6 protein-coding genes and 5 pseudogenes are annotated in these 14748 nt (G+C 70.7%); 5 read left to right on the forward strand and 6 right to left on the reverse strand.

All coding sequences use genetic code 11. From position 1 onward, the window contains the following. Positions 1 to 48: 48 nt before the first annotated feature. The 5 genes and pseudogenes from MTF65_RS30155 to MTF65_RS04485 all read right to left on the reverse strand — a co-directional run bounded on the left by MTF65_RS30155 (position 49) and on the right by MTF65_RS04485 (position 4588). Positions 49 to 336, reverse strand: coding sequence for a hypothetical protein (locus MTF65_RS30155; RefSeq protein ID WP_308407100.1), 288 nt, complete (start codon positions 334 to 336; stop codon positions 49 to 51). Beyond that, positions 332 to 940: pseudogene (locus MTF65_RS30640) on the reverse strand (beta-galactosidase domain 4-containing protein); the annotation flags it as partial. The pseudogene MTF65_RS30640 and the gene MTF65_RS30155, both read right to left, overlap by 5 nt. After that, positions 904 to 1212, reverse strand: a pseudogene (locus tag MTF65_RS30645) (glycoside hydrolase family 2 TIM barrel-domain containing protein); the annotation flags it as partial. The pseudogenes MTF65_RS30640 and MTF65_RS30645, both read right to left, overlap by 37 nt. Before the next feature lie 7 nt (positions 1213 to 1219). Then, positions 1220 to 1834, reverse strand: a pseudogene (locus MTF65_RS04480) (glycoside hydrolase family 2 TIM barrel-domain containing protein); the annotation flags it as partial. Positions 1835 to 1894: 60 nt separating this feature from the next. Continuing rightward, complete coding sequence (locus MTF65_RS04485) at positions 1895 to 4588, reverse strand: beta-L-arabinofuranosidase domain-containing protein (RefSeq protein WP_374207177.1); 2694 nt, start codon at positions 4586 to 4588, stop codon at positions 1895 to 1897. Between the two features lie 518 nt (positions 4589 to 5106). On the opposite strand from MTF65_RS04485, the pseudogene MTF65_RS04490 reads away from it, so the two are divergent. Further along, positions 5107 to 7517 (forward strand): annotated as a pseudogene (locus MTF65_RS04490) (SpoIIE family protein phosphatase). 9 nt (positions 7518 to 7526) lie between these two features. Here MTF65_RS04490 and MTF65_RS04495 read toward each other — a convergent pair. Further along, positions 7527 to 8582: an SGNH/GDSL hydrolase family protein gene (locus MTF65_RS04495; RefSeq protein WP_308407102.1), complete on the reverse strand. Its 1056-nt coding sequence runs from the start codon at positions 8580 to 8582 to the stop codon at positions 7527 to 7529. Between MTF65_RS04495 and MTF65_RS04500 the strand changes: the two genes are divergently transcribed. The 4 genes and pseudogenes from MTF65_RS04500 to MTF65_RS30650 form a co-directional block, all read left to right on the forward strand. Next, a complete protein-coding gene (locus tag MTF65_RS04500; RefSeq protein WP_243626874.1) occupies positions 8541 to 9569 on the forward strand; it encodes a non-reducing end alpha-L-arabinofuranosidase family hydrolase in 1029 nt (342 codons plus the stop codon). The genes MTF65_RS04495 and MTF65_RS04500 overlap by 42 nt on opposite strands. Positions 9570 to 9612: 43 nt before the next feature. Continuing rightward, on the forward strand, positions 9613 to 10719 hold the full coding sequence (locus MTF65_RS04505; RefSeq protein ID WP_243626875.1) for an SGNH/GDSL hydrolase family protein: 1107 nt from the start codon (positions 9613 to 9615) through the stop codon (positions 10717 to 10719). A gap of 183 nt (positions 10720 to 10902) precedes the next feature. Continuing rightward, positions 10903 to 12888 (forward strand): beta-galactosidase, encoded by a 1986-nt coding sequence (locus MTF65_RS04510; RefSeq protein WP_243626876.1) that lies wholly within the window; start codon positions 10903 to 10905, stop codon positions 12886 to 12888. Between the two features lie 12 nt (positions 12889 to 12900). Next, positions 12901 to 14746, forward strand: a pseudogene (locus MTF65_RS30650) (alpha-galactosidase); the annotation flags it as partial. Positions 14747 to 14748: the final 2 nt, after the last annotated feature.

Consider the following 14748-nt stretch of genomic DNA (forward strand, 5'->3'; position numbering starts at 1 on the left):
GCGGCCCGCCGCACCAGGAACTCTGGTGCGGCGGGCCGCTCGGTGGTCTCAGCTCTGCTGCAGGGGAGTCAGGATGAACGCGAAGTCCGCCGACGCGAGTTCGGGCCGGTACTGAGGCAGGACACCGGGTCCCACAGCGGCGGTGCCGAGGCCCTGGACGGCGTGGTCGGTGTGGAGGTGGATCACCGGGCCCGGGACGAGATCGCTCTGGTGCCGTGCGGCGTCGAGCTGTCGGTCTGTCCAGCGGCGCGCGGCGAAATGGGAACGGCTCCTCGCCCCCGACGCGCAGTCCGTTCCCGGCTCCGTCGGTGAAGGTGGCCCAGCGGACGTCCGCACGGTTTCCGTTCTCCTGGGGGCGCACGTACGTGGTGAGGTAGCCCGAGCTGCCCGCGGCGGCGGCGCTGCGCACGACGACGGCCACGCCGTGTGCGTCAGGGGTGACGGAGACGGTGCGCTGCCGCAGTCGGTCCAGCCCGCGCTCCTTCCAGTAGGCGGCGTCGCGCTGGGACCAGCCGCGGTCGTTGTCGGTAGGGGCGCGCCACAGGTTCAGCCGTGGTCCGCGGAGGGGAAGTCCGCCGATGCCGAGCAGAGCTCCTGTGGTCCGGTCGAAGCGGCCTGGGCCGAGCAGAATGTGCTCGCCCTCGCTGCGGGCCGGGCCCGGCAGGCCGATCGGTCGGCGGCGGACCGTCGCGGAGAGCTGGAGCTGTCCCCAGGCGACCACGTGACCTTCGGGGGCCCAGTCGGCGGGCTTGCCCAGCTCCGCCTGGACGGTGAGCCAGAGCTCGCCTCCGCCGTCCTCCGCGCCCTGGGGGCACCTCCCAGCGGTAGCTGGGGGAGGGTCCAGCCGGGCAGCGGCAGCCGGCCGTGCTGCCCGGCGGCGAGCTCCGGTGTGGGCAGCACGCCGTGGGCCAGCTCGACCCCTTCGCGGGCCAGCGACCAGGTGAACCGCAGATGTGACAGGTCCAGCACCTCGTAGCGGTTCTCCACGGCGAGGGTGCCCGCCTCCGGGCCGGGGCCGATTCGGACGGGGGCGATCACCTTCGCGTACTCCAGGAGACCGGGTGAGGGGGTGCGGTCGGGGAGGACCAGGCCGTCGCAGATGAAGTTGCCGTCGTGCAGGTCCTCGCCGAAGTCTCCGCCGTAGCCGAAGAACTCGCGCCTGGGCGTCGCGGGTGCGCAGTCCCTGGTCCATCCACTCCCAGACGTAGCCACCCTGGACCCGCGGGTATGCGCCGCACAGCTGCAGGTATTCGGCGAGCCCGCCGGGCCCGTTCCCCATGGCGTGGGCGAACTCGGTGAGCAGGAAGGGCTTGCGGTTGCGCGGGTCGTCCGCCGGGTCGCCGGAGCCGGCGCGGGCCGGGTAGGAGACCTCGCCCGGCAGGAGCTGTGCCCGGCCGATCCGAGCGACGGCGGCGGGCGGCCGGTACATCTCGCCGTGGACGTCGGTGTACTCGCCGAGCCGGTCGCCCTCGTAGTGGATCGGGCTGGACGGGTCGCGCCGGCGAACCCACTCGGCCATGGCCCGGAGGTTGCGCCCGTCCCCGGCCTCGTTGCCGAGCGACGAAAGGATGACGCTCGGGTGGTTCTTGTCCCGTTCCACGGTCCGCTCGATTCGGTCGAGGTAGGCGTCGTGCCAGCGAGGGTCGTCGGAGGGGTTGCGCTGCCAGCGCTCCGGGTCGGCGTACTCGAAGCCATGGGTCTCCAGGTCACATTCGACCATGCCCCACAGGCCGAGCTCGTCGCACAGGTCGAGAAACGCGGGGTGCGGCGGATAGTGCGCGGTACGCACGGCGTTGATGTTGTGCTGCTTCATCAACTCCACGTCGCGGCGCATGGCTTCGAGGGAGAGCGCACGGCCGTGATCGGGGTCGAACTCGTGCCGGTTCACGCCGGGTCAGATGAAGCGCCACAGGTGGTCGGTGGTGCCGTTGTCGTCCCACAGGACGGTCTGGGCTCCCTGGGCGGTGGAGGCGCCGGAGACGCCGAGGACGCGGCCGCTGTTGGCGCACTGGATCCTGAAGGTGTCGCCGCCGCCGTGGCGCAGGCGCCACCGGTGGTCGGCGGTACCGTTGTCCGCCCACTGGACGATCCGGGCGCCGTTGGCGGTGCCGCCGTTCTCCACGGCGAGGACCTTGCCGCTGTGGGAGTTGCGCAGGCGCAGGTAGCCGCCGGTGTCGAGGACGGCCGTCCAGAGATGGTCGGCGGTGCCGTTGTCGTCCCACTGGATGGCGAGGCCGCCGTCGGCAGTGGACATGTCCTTCACGCCGAGGACCCGCCCGCTGGCGACGTTCTGGATGCGCCTGGCACCGTCGGGGACGAACTGCCATTGGCCGGAGGGGGCGCCGGTGTCGGGTACCTGTACGGCTGCGGCGCCGTTGGCGGTGGAGCCGCCTTCGATGCCGAGCAGCTTGCCGGTGTGGACGTTCTGAAGCTCGTGGTAGCCGCTGCCGGCGTCCACGACGGTCCACCGGTGGTCGGCGGTGCCGGTGTCGGCCCACTGGAGGATCGGGGTGTTGTCGGCGGTGGACATGTCCTTCACGCCGAGGACCTTGCCGCTGTGGAGGTTGCGCAGCCGTAGTGCGGTGCCGTCGACGATGAGGGCCCAGTCGTGGTCGGCTGTGCCGGTGTCGGCCCACTGCAGGGCGAGGCCGCCGTCGGCGGTGGACATGTCCCGTATGCCGAGGACGAGTCCGCTGGCCGCGTTGACGAGACGGAAGCCGGGACCGTCGGTCCGCCAGTAGACGGTGTAGTTGAAGCCCTGGGCGTCGTGGAACGGGGCGAGGTCGATCTTCGTGCCGTTGGCGGTGGCCGTGAAGACGAGGGCGGTGCTGCTGGTTCGGGTGATCGAGGAGGGGTCCAGGGCCGGGAGGGAGGACGGTGTGGCGCTGCCGTAGTTGCCGGCGAGGACGGCGGGGCCGTAGGTGATCGCCGCGACAGCGGGGTTGTCGTTGGCGGCCTGGAGGGCCACCCGCATGGGGAGCTTCAGGGTGACCGTGTCGCCCGACGCCCAGGACCGGGTGAGGGTGGCGTAGGTGCCCGGGTTGGCCGTGACGGTCTGGGCGACGCCGTTGACGCTGACGGTGGCGCCCGAGGTCCATGCGGGGATGCGGACGCGCATCGACCAGGTCCCGCCGACGCTGCCGGTGACCTTGAGCGTCGTGGTGTCGCCGGCCGGGTAGGAGGTGGTCTGGGTGATCGTGATGCCTCGCTGGGTCCAGTGCAGGACGGAGGGGAGGAACAGGTTCACCGTGAGGGTGGTGCCGTCGTGGAAGTAGATGGAGTCCATCAGCTTGGTGTTGGACTCGACGCCCGTTCCCTGGCAGCACCAGAACGTGCCGTAGTCGGTGCTCCAGGTACCGCCGCCCCACGCCGGGCCCACGCCGCGGCGGCCGCCCGGGTTGAGGGGGGTGAAGTAGGTGACGTGTCCGTGCGGGTCGGCCGGGTTCTGGGCGCCGATGACATGGTTGAGCAGCGCCTTCTCGTAGAAGTCGAAGTACGACGCCCGGCCGGGGTCCAGCTGCCACAGTTCCCGGGTCAGCTTGAGCATGTTGTAGGAGTTGCAGAGCTCGCAGGTGTCGCGGACGAGGAAGCCGGAGATGGCGTTCGGGGCCCGGAAGTGTTCCGCCTGGCTGTTGCCGCCGATGGCATAGGTGTGCGAGGTGGTGCACATCGTCCATGCGTTGGCGGCGATGTCGCGGTAGCGGGTCGTCCCGGTGGCCTTGTACTCGCGGACGGCTCCGATCCACTTGGGTACCTGCGTGTTGGCGTGCAGGCCGCCCAGCTGGTCCTGGTTCGCAGCCAGGGGGTCGAAGACCGCGGCATGGTCGAACCGCTGGGCGGTGGTCAGCCAGCGTGCGTCGCCGGTCTGTTGGTAGACGTCGGCCAGCACCTCGTTCATGCCGCCGAACTCGACGCCCAACGACGACTGCATCGTGCTGCGGCTGAGCGGGGCGGTGCGTCGGTCGACCCAGCCGGCGAGCGCGAGGAGCACGTCGCGGGCCTGTGTGTTGCCGATGAGGCGCCACACGTCGAGCAGACCGGCCATGGTCTTGTGGATGCAGTAGTACGGGACGTTGCCGTTGTTCAGCGTGCCTGCTTCGAGGCTGGTGAAGTCGTTCTCGGGGAAGCCCGAGAGGTAGCCGGCGGAGAAGCCCGCGGTGGAGTTGTTGGCCTGGCACTTGGCGAGTTCGGCCACCATGCGGTCGGCCTTGTCGCGGCAGATGGTGTCCCCGAGTGCGGCGTAGGCCTGGGCCCACGCCGTGAGGAAGTGGCCCTGCACGTGGGTGCGGAAGGGGAACGCCGGGTCGTCCCAGCCTCCGGTCGGGGCCGCCGCGTTGGTGGAGAGCCGGTGGTTGGCGCGGAAGTTGTACAGCAGGCGGTCGACGTCGACGAAGCGGAGGTAGGCCAGGGTGCGGTTCTGATTGTCGAGCCATCGGCTGCCGGTGAGCCGGACCTGCCCCAGGTCGAACGGGAACGTCGACACTCCGACGTCGGACCTGACCGGGAATGTCTCCGCCGCGGCGGAGGCGAATCCGAGGACGGGGCCGGCAGCCGCGGACACGGCCGCGACGCCGGTCGCCTTGATCATGGCTCGGCGGCTGAAGGGGTGAGCCGGCATGGCGAACTCCATGGTCCGTAAGAGAAGAAGTCGGGGTCGGGGGTGTGGTCGCGTCACGTCGATGCGTCCCCCGGCGGTCATGTCCCTGCTGGGGGGACGGGGCCGGTGGTGACAGGCGTCAGGGAGTACGGCGGCCAAGGGATCGGCGCACACGGCGTGTTGGGCTTCGACCGGCTGCCGCAAGGGGTGGTCGCCGGCCCGGGGGATTCGGTGCGGCACCCGCCTGTCGCACGAGTGTTAACGCTCACAATTAGCGTGTCAATACTTTCGACGGCAGTGCCGGCAAAGCCGTCCCCGCACCGTGCGCACCTGCTCCGCTCCCCTCGGACGGCAGCCTGCGCGAAAGGCGCCGGTCACGTGGTGTTCGCCACCCTGATACGAACCGTGACCGTGGCGCGCGCCAGACGGAGCGCACCTAGGCTGGAAACAGCCGCTGGACACTGGTCCTGGCGAGCACCGCTGTCCGGACGGAGGCGTGGCGCGTGGAGATGGCTGCCGAGCGGGATGCCCCGACTGCCTCCGTCGTGGTCGACCCGGACGGCATCGTGAGCGGCTGGGGCGAAGGCGGGCGGCTGCTCCTGGGCTGGACGGCGGAGGAGACCGTGGGACGGCCCGTGACCGACCTGCTGGTCGATCGCCCACCCAGCTCCCCCGGGAACCACGATATCGGTTCCGACCTGACGGGAGTCGTCCCGCTGCGCCACCGGGACGGTTCCACGGTGGACGCCGTGCTGACGGCCCATCCGCTGCGCGGCGCGGACGGCCGTGCGCTGGGCCACGTGGTGACCGCCCAGCCGTGGGGGCGCCGCCCGGTGATCGCCGACCGGGCCTTCGAGCAGTGCCCCTTCGCTCTGGGCGTCTACGACCCTGAGCTGAGGTTCCTGTGGGTCAACGCCTCCGCGTGCCGGGTGATGGCGCACTCCGAGGAGCAGGTGCTCGGTGAGAAGTACCGCGAGCTGTTCCCCGAACTGGACGACATGGCCTACACCGGCCGGCTCTCCGAGGTGGCGAGGACGGGCGAGCCCGCACGTCTCATCACCGTCTTCCGCCCGCTCGGCAGCAACTACGCCAACGCCTGGGCCACCAGCATGTGGCCCGTCCGAGATGCCGAGGGCAGGGTCCGCGCCGTCGCCAACTGGGGATTCGACATGAGCGCCGAGTACTGGGCTCGGCAACGCCTGCTCATCCTCAACAAGGCCGGCGGCGGCATCGGCCGGACACTCGACGTGATCGGTACTGCCCAGAACTGGCCAGGGCCCCGGTGCCGGGATTTGCCGACCTCGTCAGCGTCGATCTCTTCGAGGAGGTGCTGCGCGGAGAGGAACCGCCCTCCGCGTCCGCGTTCGCCCCGGGCGAGACCATCACGCTCAGCCGTGCCGCCCAGCACAGCGCGAAGGAGGACACCGACCGGGCGCCCGGGCCCACGACGGCGATCAGCCACACCCCCGGTTCCGTCGCCGCCCGCTGCATGGCCACCGGCAGGTCCATGGTTGAGCTCGCCGCCGAGCCGGGCCAGGGCGGCGAATGGGCCTTCGGGCCCGGGCTCGCCGCCGACCCGGCCCACTGGCCGCCGGGCAACCCGGTGATCGACGGGGCCATCGCCGCGGACGGGCTGACCGGCCGGATCACCGTGCCGCTCCGGGCGCGCGGCGCGCTGCTCGGCGTCGTCGCCTTCACCCGCCGCGACCGGCCCGAGGCCTTCACCGCCGACGACCTGATCCTCGCCGAAGAGCTGACCGCCAAGGCGTCGGTCGCCGTCGACAACGCCCGCCGGTACTCGCGCGAGCGCACCACGGCGCTGACCCTGCAGCGCAGCCTGCTGCCGCAGCGACTGCCGAGGCAGGAGGCGATCGAGGTGGCATCCCGCTACCTGCCCGCCGGGACCGGCGCGGAAGTGGGCGGTGACTGGTTCGACGTCATTCCGCTGTCCGGCGCCCGGGTCGCCCTGGTCGTCGGCGATGTCGTCGGCCACGGCCTGCACGCCTCGGCCAGCATGGGCCGACTGCGTACGGCGGTCCGTACCCTCGCCGACGTCGACCTGCCGCCGGACGAGCTGCTGACCCACCTGGACGACCTGGTCCTCCACCTTTCCAGCGATCTTCAGCCCGCCGGCGAGTTCGAGGCGACCGGCGAGTTCGGGGCGACCTGCCTGTACGCGGTCTACGACCCGGTCTCGCGCCGCTTCACGCTGGCGAGCGCCGGCCATCCGCTGCCTCTGATCATCTCCCCGGACGGCACCGTGACCCCGGTACTCGCACAGCCGGGACCGCCGCTCGGCCTCGGTGGGCTGTCTTTCGAGGCCACCGAGCTCGAACTGCCCGAGGGCAGCCTGCTCGCCCTCTACACCGACGGCCTGGTGGAAAGCCGCGAGCGCGACGTCGACCAGGGGATCGCCGAACTGCAGCGGGTCCTGAACCACTCGGCCACCTCACTTGAGGCCCTGTGCGACACGGTGATGGACGCCATGCTCCCCGAACACCGCACCGACGACGCCGCCCTGCTGCTCGCTCGCACTCACGCGCTGGACCCCCACCACGTCGCCGACTGGGAGGTCGAGCCCGACCCCTCGCAGGTGCCGCGCGCCAGGAAGTTCGCCGTCGACCAAGTGGACGCCTGGGGCATGGAGGAGGCGTCGTTCGTCACCGAACTGGTCGTCAGCGAGCTGGTCACCAACGCCATCAGATACGGCGAGCCGCCGATCAGGCTGCGGCTGATTCGCGATACTTCCCTGATCTGCGAGGTCTCCGACGCGAGCAACACCGCTCCGCACCTGCGCCGGGCCCGAGACTTCGACGAGGGCGGCCGGGGCCTGTTGCTCGTCGCCCAGCTCACCCAGGGGTGGGGCACCCGGCAGACCACCAGCGGCAAGACGATCTGGTGCGCGCAGGCCCTCCCCTAGGTCGTGTCGTCACCAGCCTGTCGGGAGACCGGCGATGAACGAGGTGAGCCGGTCGGCGATGAGCCGGTCGTCGTGGGCCGAGTAGTGCCAGTCGCAGCCGAGGAAGTCCAGGCCCGAGTCGTCGAGGGACCAGTAGCGGACCCCGTTGTCACCGGCGTCGTTGCGTGCCTTGACCACCTGCTGGACATGGCCGGCGTACTGGCCGGCGCCGACTGCCACGATGGTCGTCCCGGTCCCGTAGCGCGTACGCAGCTTCTGGAGGAAGTCGTCGTAGGCGCCGCGGTAGCCGGCCGCGAGGCTCTCGGGCGTCCACGGCTCACCGGGGTTGACGGCAGTCGAGAAGTCGTTCGTGCCGAGGTTGACCACCACGAGCTGAGGGCGCCAGGTGCCCGGGTTCTGCCAGACGTCGCCGGACACGCTCAACAGGGCGCGGTCGTAGAAGGTCCGGTACGTGACATCCGACGAGCCTCCGTTGTAGTTGCGCACCATGCCGAGGCCCGAATAGCCATGGAGCTGGTAGTCGGCATTCAGTTGCCGGGCGGTGAGGGCGCCGTAGCTCACATCAGAGTTGGTGCTCCGTTTGACCTGGTCCCAGGTGCAGGTGCGGGAGGTCGAGAGGTTGCCGTAGCCCACCGTGAGGGAGTCGCCGATGAACTCGATCTGACGGCTGCGGGCCGTCGGTTTGCTCAGTACGGCACCGCCGGGCGCGGCCAAGAAGCCCCCGAACGTACTGGTGTCGCCCGGGCTGTCGTTGCGCTTGACGAGCCGGACGGCGTGCTCACGGTCCTGCAGCCCGTTGATCCAGTGCGTGGTGTTGCCGGGCGTGACGAGCGTGGCGACAGTAGCTCCGTCGACCTGGACGTCGTAATCGGCCGCCGAGTCGTTGAGCACGATCCCCACGCCGGTGCCCCTGACGCGGCCCTCGAAGTACACGCCGGGCCAGCTGTACTGCACCGTGTTCCCGGCGTCCTTGACCCGCCCGGCGGTGTGCACCTGCGCCAGCACTCCCGACGCGCGGACGAGTTGCCACTGCTGGTTGGCCCCGCCCCAGTCGGTGAACTGCACGACCTTCGCGCCGTCCGCGGTGGAGGCGCGCTGCCGTCGACGTTCCGGTGGTCCTCCAGCGGCATCCTGGCCGGCCCGAAGCCGGACGCCCAGCACCCGGACGTAGCGGCGATCAAGGACTTCTCGATCGTGCGGCACAACAACCAGTGGCTGACCTTCGCGACCACCGCCAGCCCGTCCGGCTGGGGTCTGGCGCAGTTCAACTTCAGCGACTGGTCCCAGGCCGCCTCCGCGCCGCACACCTACCTCGACACCTCGCCCATGGGCGCCGGCTACCGGGCCGCGCCCCAGGTGTTCTACTTCGCGCCGCAGAACCTCTGGTACATGGTCTACCAGACCGGTCCGCCCACGTACTCCACCAGCACAAACCCGGCCGACCCGCACTCGTGGTCCGCGCCCCGCCTCCTCATGTCCGAGGAGCCGCAGATCGTCAAGGACAACAAGGGCAAGGGCACCTGGATCGACTTCTGGGTCATCTGCGACACCACCGACTGCCACCTGTTCTTCAGTGACGACAACGGGCACATCTACCGCGCCCAGACCGGCCTGGCGAACTTCCCGAACGGCTTGGGGAACACCCAGATGGTGATGTCGGACACGAAGAACAACCTGTTCGAGGCGACCAACGTGTACAAGGTCTCCGGCAGCAACCAGTACCTGCTGCTCCAGGAGGCCATCAGCAACACCTCGGGCCGGCGCTACTTCCGCTCCTTCACCTCGACCAGCCTCACCGGCAGCTGGACCCCCCTGGCCGACACGGAGAACGAATCCTTCGCCGGCCGCGACAACGTCACCTTCCCGGGCGGGGTCTGGACCGAGGACTTCAGTCACGGCGAGTTGGTCCGCGAGAGCAACGACCAGACCCTGACCATCAATCCGTGCCGGCTGCAGTACGTCTACCAGGGCATCGACCCCAAAACCGAGGCCGACTACATCGACCTGCCCTGGCGGATGGGACTGCTCACCCAGACCAACTCCTCCTGCTGACCGCCCGAACCATCACCCATCACTCGCAGAAGAGGACGCCTGCATGAGAAAGCCTTGGTTTCTACCACTTATCACTCTTGTCGCTGCCACGCTCGGGGTGGCAGCCGTTGGTGTGACCCCCGCCTCCGCCGCCTCGACCACGCCCTTGCGGGTCATGCCGTTGGGCGACTCGATCACCTGGGGTGTGGGGAGCAGTACAGGCAACGGCTACCGGGGTCCGTTGTGGGACAAGCTTGCGGGGGACGGCCATCCGCTGGACTTCGTGGGCACGTTGCGGGGCGGTTCGATGTCCGACCCCGACAACGAAGGCCACTCCGGATACCGCATCGACCAGATCGCCGCACTCGCCGACGCCTCGCTGACCCGCTACCGGCCCAACGTCGTGACGCTGGAGATCGGCACCAACGACCTCAACGGGAGCTACCAGCCCGCCACCGCCACCGCCCGGCTGAAGTCGCTGGTCAACCAGATCACCGCCGCCGCCCCCGACGCGACCGTCCTCGTGGCCTCCCTGGTCGTGTCCACCAGCGGCTCGGAGGAGCAGTACCGTGCCGCGTACAACCAGGCCATTCCCCAGATCGTGAGCGAGGCACAGGCCGCGGGCAAGCACGTCGCGTACGTGGACATGAGCAGCCTGACCACGGCCGACCTGGCCGACACCCTGCATCCCAACGACACCGGCTACCAGAAGATGGCAGACGCCTTCCACCGCGGCATCCAGGCCGCGGACGGCGCCGGGTGGCTGAGGAACCCGGCCCCCGCCGCCGCACGCGTGGAGTCCGGCGTCACCGGCAAGTGCCTGGATGTCAACGGCGCCGGCACGGCCGACGGAACCGCTGCCCAGATCTGGGGCTGCGGCGGCGGCGCCAACCAGCTCTGGTCCGCCTACACCGACGGCACGCTGCGCTCCATGGGCAAGTGCCTCGACGCCGCCGGCGGGGGCACCGCCAACGGCACCAAGGTGCAGATCTGGGCCTGCCACGGCGGCGCCAACCAGGTCTGGCAGCCCTACAACGGCGGCTACCGCAACCCCGCCTCCGGTCGCTGCCTCGACGATCCGGGCTTCTCCACGGCCGACGGCACGCAGCTCCACCTGTGGGACTGCCACGGCGGCTCCAACCAGAAGTGGACCGCTCTGACCGCCGGATGACCCCCGCCGGTTCGCGCCTGCCCGCGGTGCGGCCGGACAAGCGGTGTCGAAGCGCTTCGCTGATGGATTCCACCCGGTAGATGCCCTTGTTTCACACGAAATTTGTCCGTTAACTTTGCCCCTAAGTGAAGCGCTTCGACACTGCCGCAGCATGACTCGACTCTCCGTACCCGAGGAACCGTCATGACGACTCGCAGCATCACCGACCGCCTGGGTGGCCTGGCCTTCGGAGGGGACTACAACCCCGAGCAGTGGCACGAGCCGGCCTGGAAGGAGGACGACGAGCTCATGCGTCGGGCCAGGTTCAACCTGGCCACGGTGGGCGTCTTCTCGTGGGCCCTGCTCGAACCGGAGGAGGGGCGCTACGACTTCACCTGGCTCGACGCCCACATCGAGCGCCTGCACGCGAACGGCGTGGCCGTCGACCTGGCCACCCCGACCGCTTCCCCGCCTCCCTGGTTCACCCTGGCCCACCCCGATGCGCTGGCGGTCCGGGCCGACGGCACCCGCCTCGTCCACGGCAGCCGCGACACGTACTGCCTCGCCTCCCCCGCCTACCGCAGCGCGGCCCGCCGGATCGCCTCCGCGCTCGCCGAGCGGTACGGCGAGCACCCCGCCCTCGCGCTGTGGCACGTGCACAACGAGTACGGCACGCTCTGCTGGTGCGACCACACGGCCGCCGCGTTCCGGGTGTGGCTGCGCGCCCGCCACGGCTCACTGGACGCGCTCAACGAGGCCTGGGGAACGGCCTTTTGGAGCCAGCGCTACACCTCCTGGGAGCAGGTGCTGCCGCCACGCGCGACGAACTACCACAAGAACCCCGGCCAGACAGTGGACTTCCACCGCTTCTGGGGCGACGAGATCATCGCCGCGTACTGCGAACAGCGCGACGCGATCCGCGCGCACAGCGACCGCCCGGTGACGACGAACCTGATGCTGCCCTACTACCTGAGGCTCAACCTGTGGGCCTTCGCGCGCGAACTCGACGTCGTCACCTCCGACCAGTACCCGTCCGAGACGGGCCTGGACTCCGCCGCCCACGTCGCCTTCTACGCCGACCGCTCCCGCTCCCTGGCCGGCGGCCGCCCGTGGCTGCTGATGGAACAGGGCACCAGCACCGTCTACGACGGCGATCAGGTGCTCGGCAAGGAGCCCGGCGAGATCCTGCGCCACAGCCTCGGCCACATCGCGCGCGGTTCGGAGGGGGCCCTCTTCTTCCAGTGGCGCCAGTCCCGGGCCGGTGCCGAGACCTGGCACTCGGCGATGCTGCCGCACGCAGGTCCCGACAGCCGCATCTTCCGCGAGGTCACCCAGACCGGCGAGGCGGTCGCCCGGCTCGGCGAGCTGGCGGGATCCACGGTCACCGCGCCGGTCGCCGTACTCGACGACCCGGACGCCATGTGGGCGCTGGAGGTGGATGGCCTGCCCTCCGCCCGACTGGACTACCACGCGCCGCTCGCCGAGGCGCACCGGGCGCTGTGGGACGCGGGGGTCACGGCCGACTTCGCCCACCCGGAGCACGAGTTGAGCCGCTACCGGCTGGTCATCGCCCCGTCCTTGTTCCTGCTGTCCGACAAGGGCGCCGAGAACCTGCGCCGTTACGTCGAGGGCGGCGGCACGCTCCTCGTCCAGCACGCGAGCGGATTCGTCGACGACCGCATGCACGCCCGGCTGGGCGGCTATCCTGCGGGCCCGCTGCGCGAGGCGCTGGGCATCCGCGTCGAGGAGCACCGGCCGCTGCGGACGGATGAACGCATCACCCTGTCGGACGGGTCGCACGGCACGGTCTGGAGCGAGTCCCTTCGCACCAAGGGCGCGGAGACGCTCGCCACCTACACCCACGGCATGCTCACGGGCAGCCCCGCCCTCACCCGGCACCGCTCCGGCAGCGGACAGGGCTGGTACCTCTCCACCCGCCTGGACGACGCCGACTACGCCGCCCTGGCCGGCCGCCTGCTGCGGGAGGCCGGTGTCGAACCGGACCTGCCGGGCCTGCCGGCCGGAGTCGAAGCCGTCACCCGGCACGCACCCGACGGCCGCCGCTGGCAGGTCCTGCTCAACCACACCCCCGAGGCCGTGCCCTTGCCGGAACCCGCCCACGACCTGCTCACCGATGCCCTCGCGCACGAACTGCCGCCCGGCGGTTGCGCGGTTCTGCGCGGGCACTGACCTCGATGGGGGCCACCATGGCCAAGGAACAAGGGCCCTTCCACTGGGGGCACGAAGCCCTTCAGCCGTGGCTGGTCGGGCGACCGCCTGATCGGGACCGATCTCGGCGGGCGTCTGCGCCACCGGAGCCACCGCGCGACCCACGACGGCGGCTGGCACACACTGACCGTCCACCTCCACGATCCGGAAACCGGGCTGGTCGCGGAAGTGACCTACCGATCACCGGACGGCATCCCCGTGCTCCGCACCGAGGTGACCCTGCGCAACGCGGGGCAGACCACCCTGCACCTGGAGTCGGTCAGCTCGCTCGCTGTGGGCTGCCTGACCCCCCAGGATCCGGCGGCCATCGACGCCGCGGACCTGCTGTGGGCGGAGAACGACTGGCTCGCCGAATGCCGCTGGCGGCGACAGCCGATGCGCCTGACCACACCTGCCCACGGCGGACGGGTGACCAACGGGCACGGCAGAGCCGGCTGCACCCTCAACGGACAGGGCGCCTGGTCCAGCTGCGGACGCCTCCCCATGGGCGGCCTGACGGACCGCCGTACCGGCCGCACCTGGGTGTGGCAGATCGAGCACAACGGCGGGGGCTGGCGCTGGGAGTGCGCGGAGCACGACCAGGCGGTCTACGCGGCGCTGTTCGGGCCCACCGACACCCATCACGGCTGGCGGCACTCCCTCGAACCCGGCGCCGCCTTTCGCACCGTACCCGCCGCCCTGTCCTTCAGCGCCGACGGCGGCCCCGACGCGGCGTTCGCCGCGCTGACCCGCTACCGCCGCGCCCAGCGCCGCCCGCATGCCGACCACCAGCGCCTGCCCGTCTTTTTCAACGACTGCATGAACTGCCTGATGGGCGACCCCACGACCGGGAAGCTGCTGCCGCTCATCGACGCGGCGGCCGATGCGGGCGCGGAATACTTCGTGATCGACGCCGGCTGGTACGACGACAACGACAACGGTGGCTGGTGGAACGGCGTCGGCGCCTGGGAGGCTGCCGCCTCCCGGTTCCCCGGGACGCGCGGGATCCACGAGGTGCTGGACCGCATCCGGGAGCGCGGCATGGTCCCCGGCCTGTGGCTGGAGCCGGAGGTGATCGGCGTACGCAGCCCCTGGCCAAGTCCCTGCCCAACGGGGCGTTCTTCCGCCGCGACGGCGCCCGCGTCACGGAGGCCACAACCGGGCGCACCTCGACTCGCTCGACGGCGTCCTCGACCGGTATCCGCACCTGGTGGTGGAGAACTGCGCCGCCGGCGGCATGCGCTGGGACGAGGCCATGCTCTCCCGGATGCAGCTGCAGTCCACCAGCGACCAGCAGAACCTCGACCTCTACGCGCCCATCGCGGCCTCCGCGCCCACCGCCGTCACCCCCGAACAGGGTGCCGTCTGGGCGTACCCCCAACCGGAGGACTCCCTCGACGAGGTGGCCTTCACCATGGCGGGCGCGCTCCTCGGCCGGATCCATCTCTCCGGCCGCATTCTCGAACTCAAGCCCGAGGCCCGCGCCCTGGTCCACGAGGCGGTAGCGGTGTACAAGGCCATCCGCGCCGACCTGCCGCAAGCCGTGCCGTCCTGGCCGCTGGGCCTTCCCGCCTGGGACGACCCATGGATCGCCCTGGCCCTGCACACTCCCGCCACCACCTACCTCACCGCCTGGCGCCGCCCCGGAACCGACGCCACGGCGACGCTTCACCTGTCCCAGCTACGGGGCACCGCTGCCCGTGTCGACCTGCTCTACCCCTCGGTCGGTCGGGCCGTTCCCGCCTGGACGCCCGACACGGCCGAGCTGAGCCTGACCCTGCCCACCGCGCCGTCCGCCGTCCTGCTCCGCATCACCCCCGCAGACCCCTGCGCTCCCTGAGC

The organism is Streptomyces sp. APSN-46.1, from assembly GCF_022815725.1.
In the GTDB taxonomy this organism is placed as follows: Bacteria; Actinomycetota; Actinomycetes; order Streptomycetales; family Streptomycetaceae; genus Streptomyces.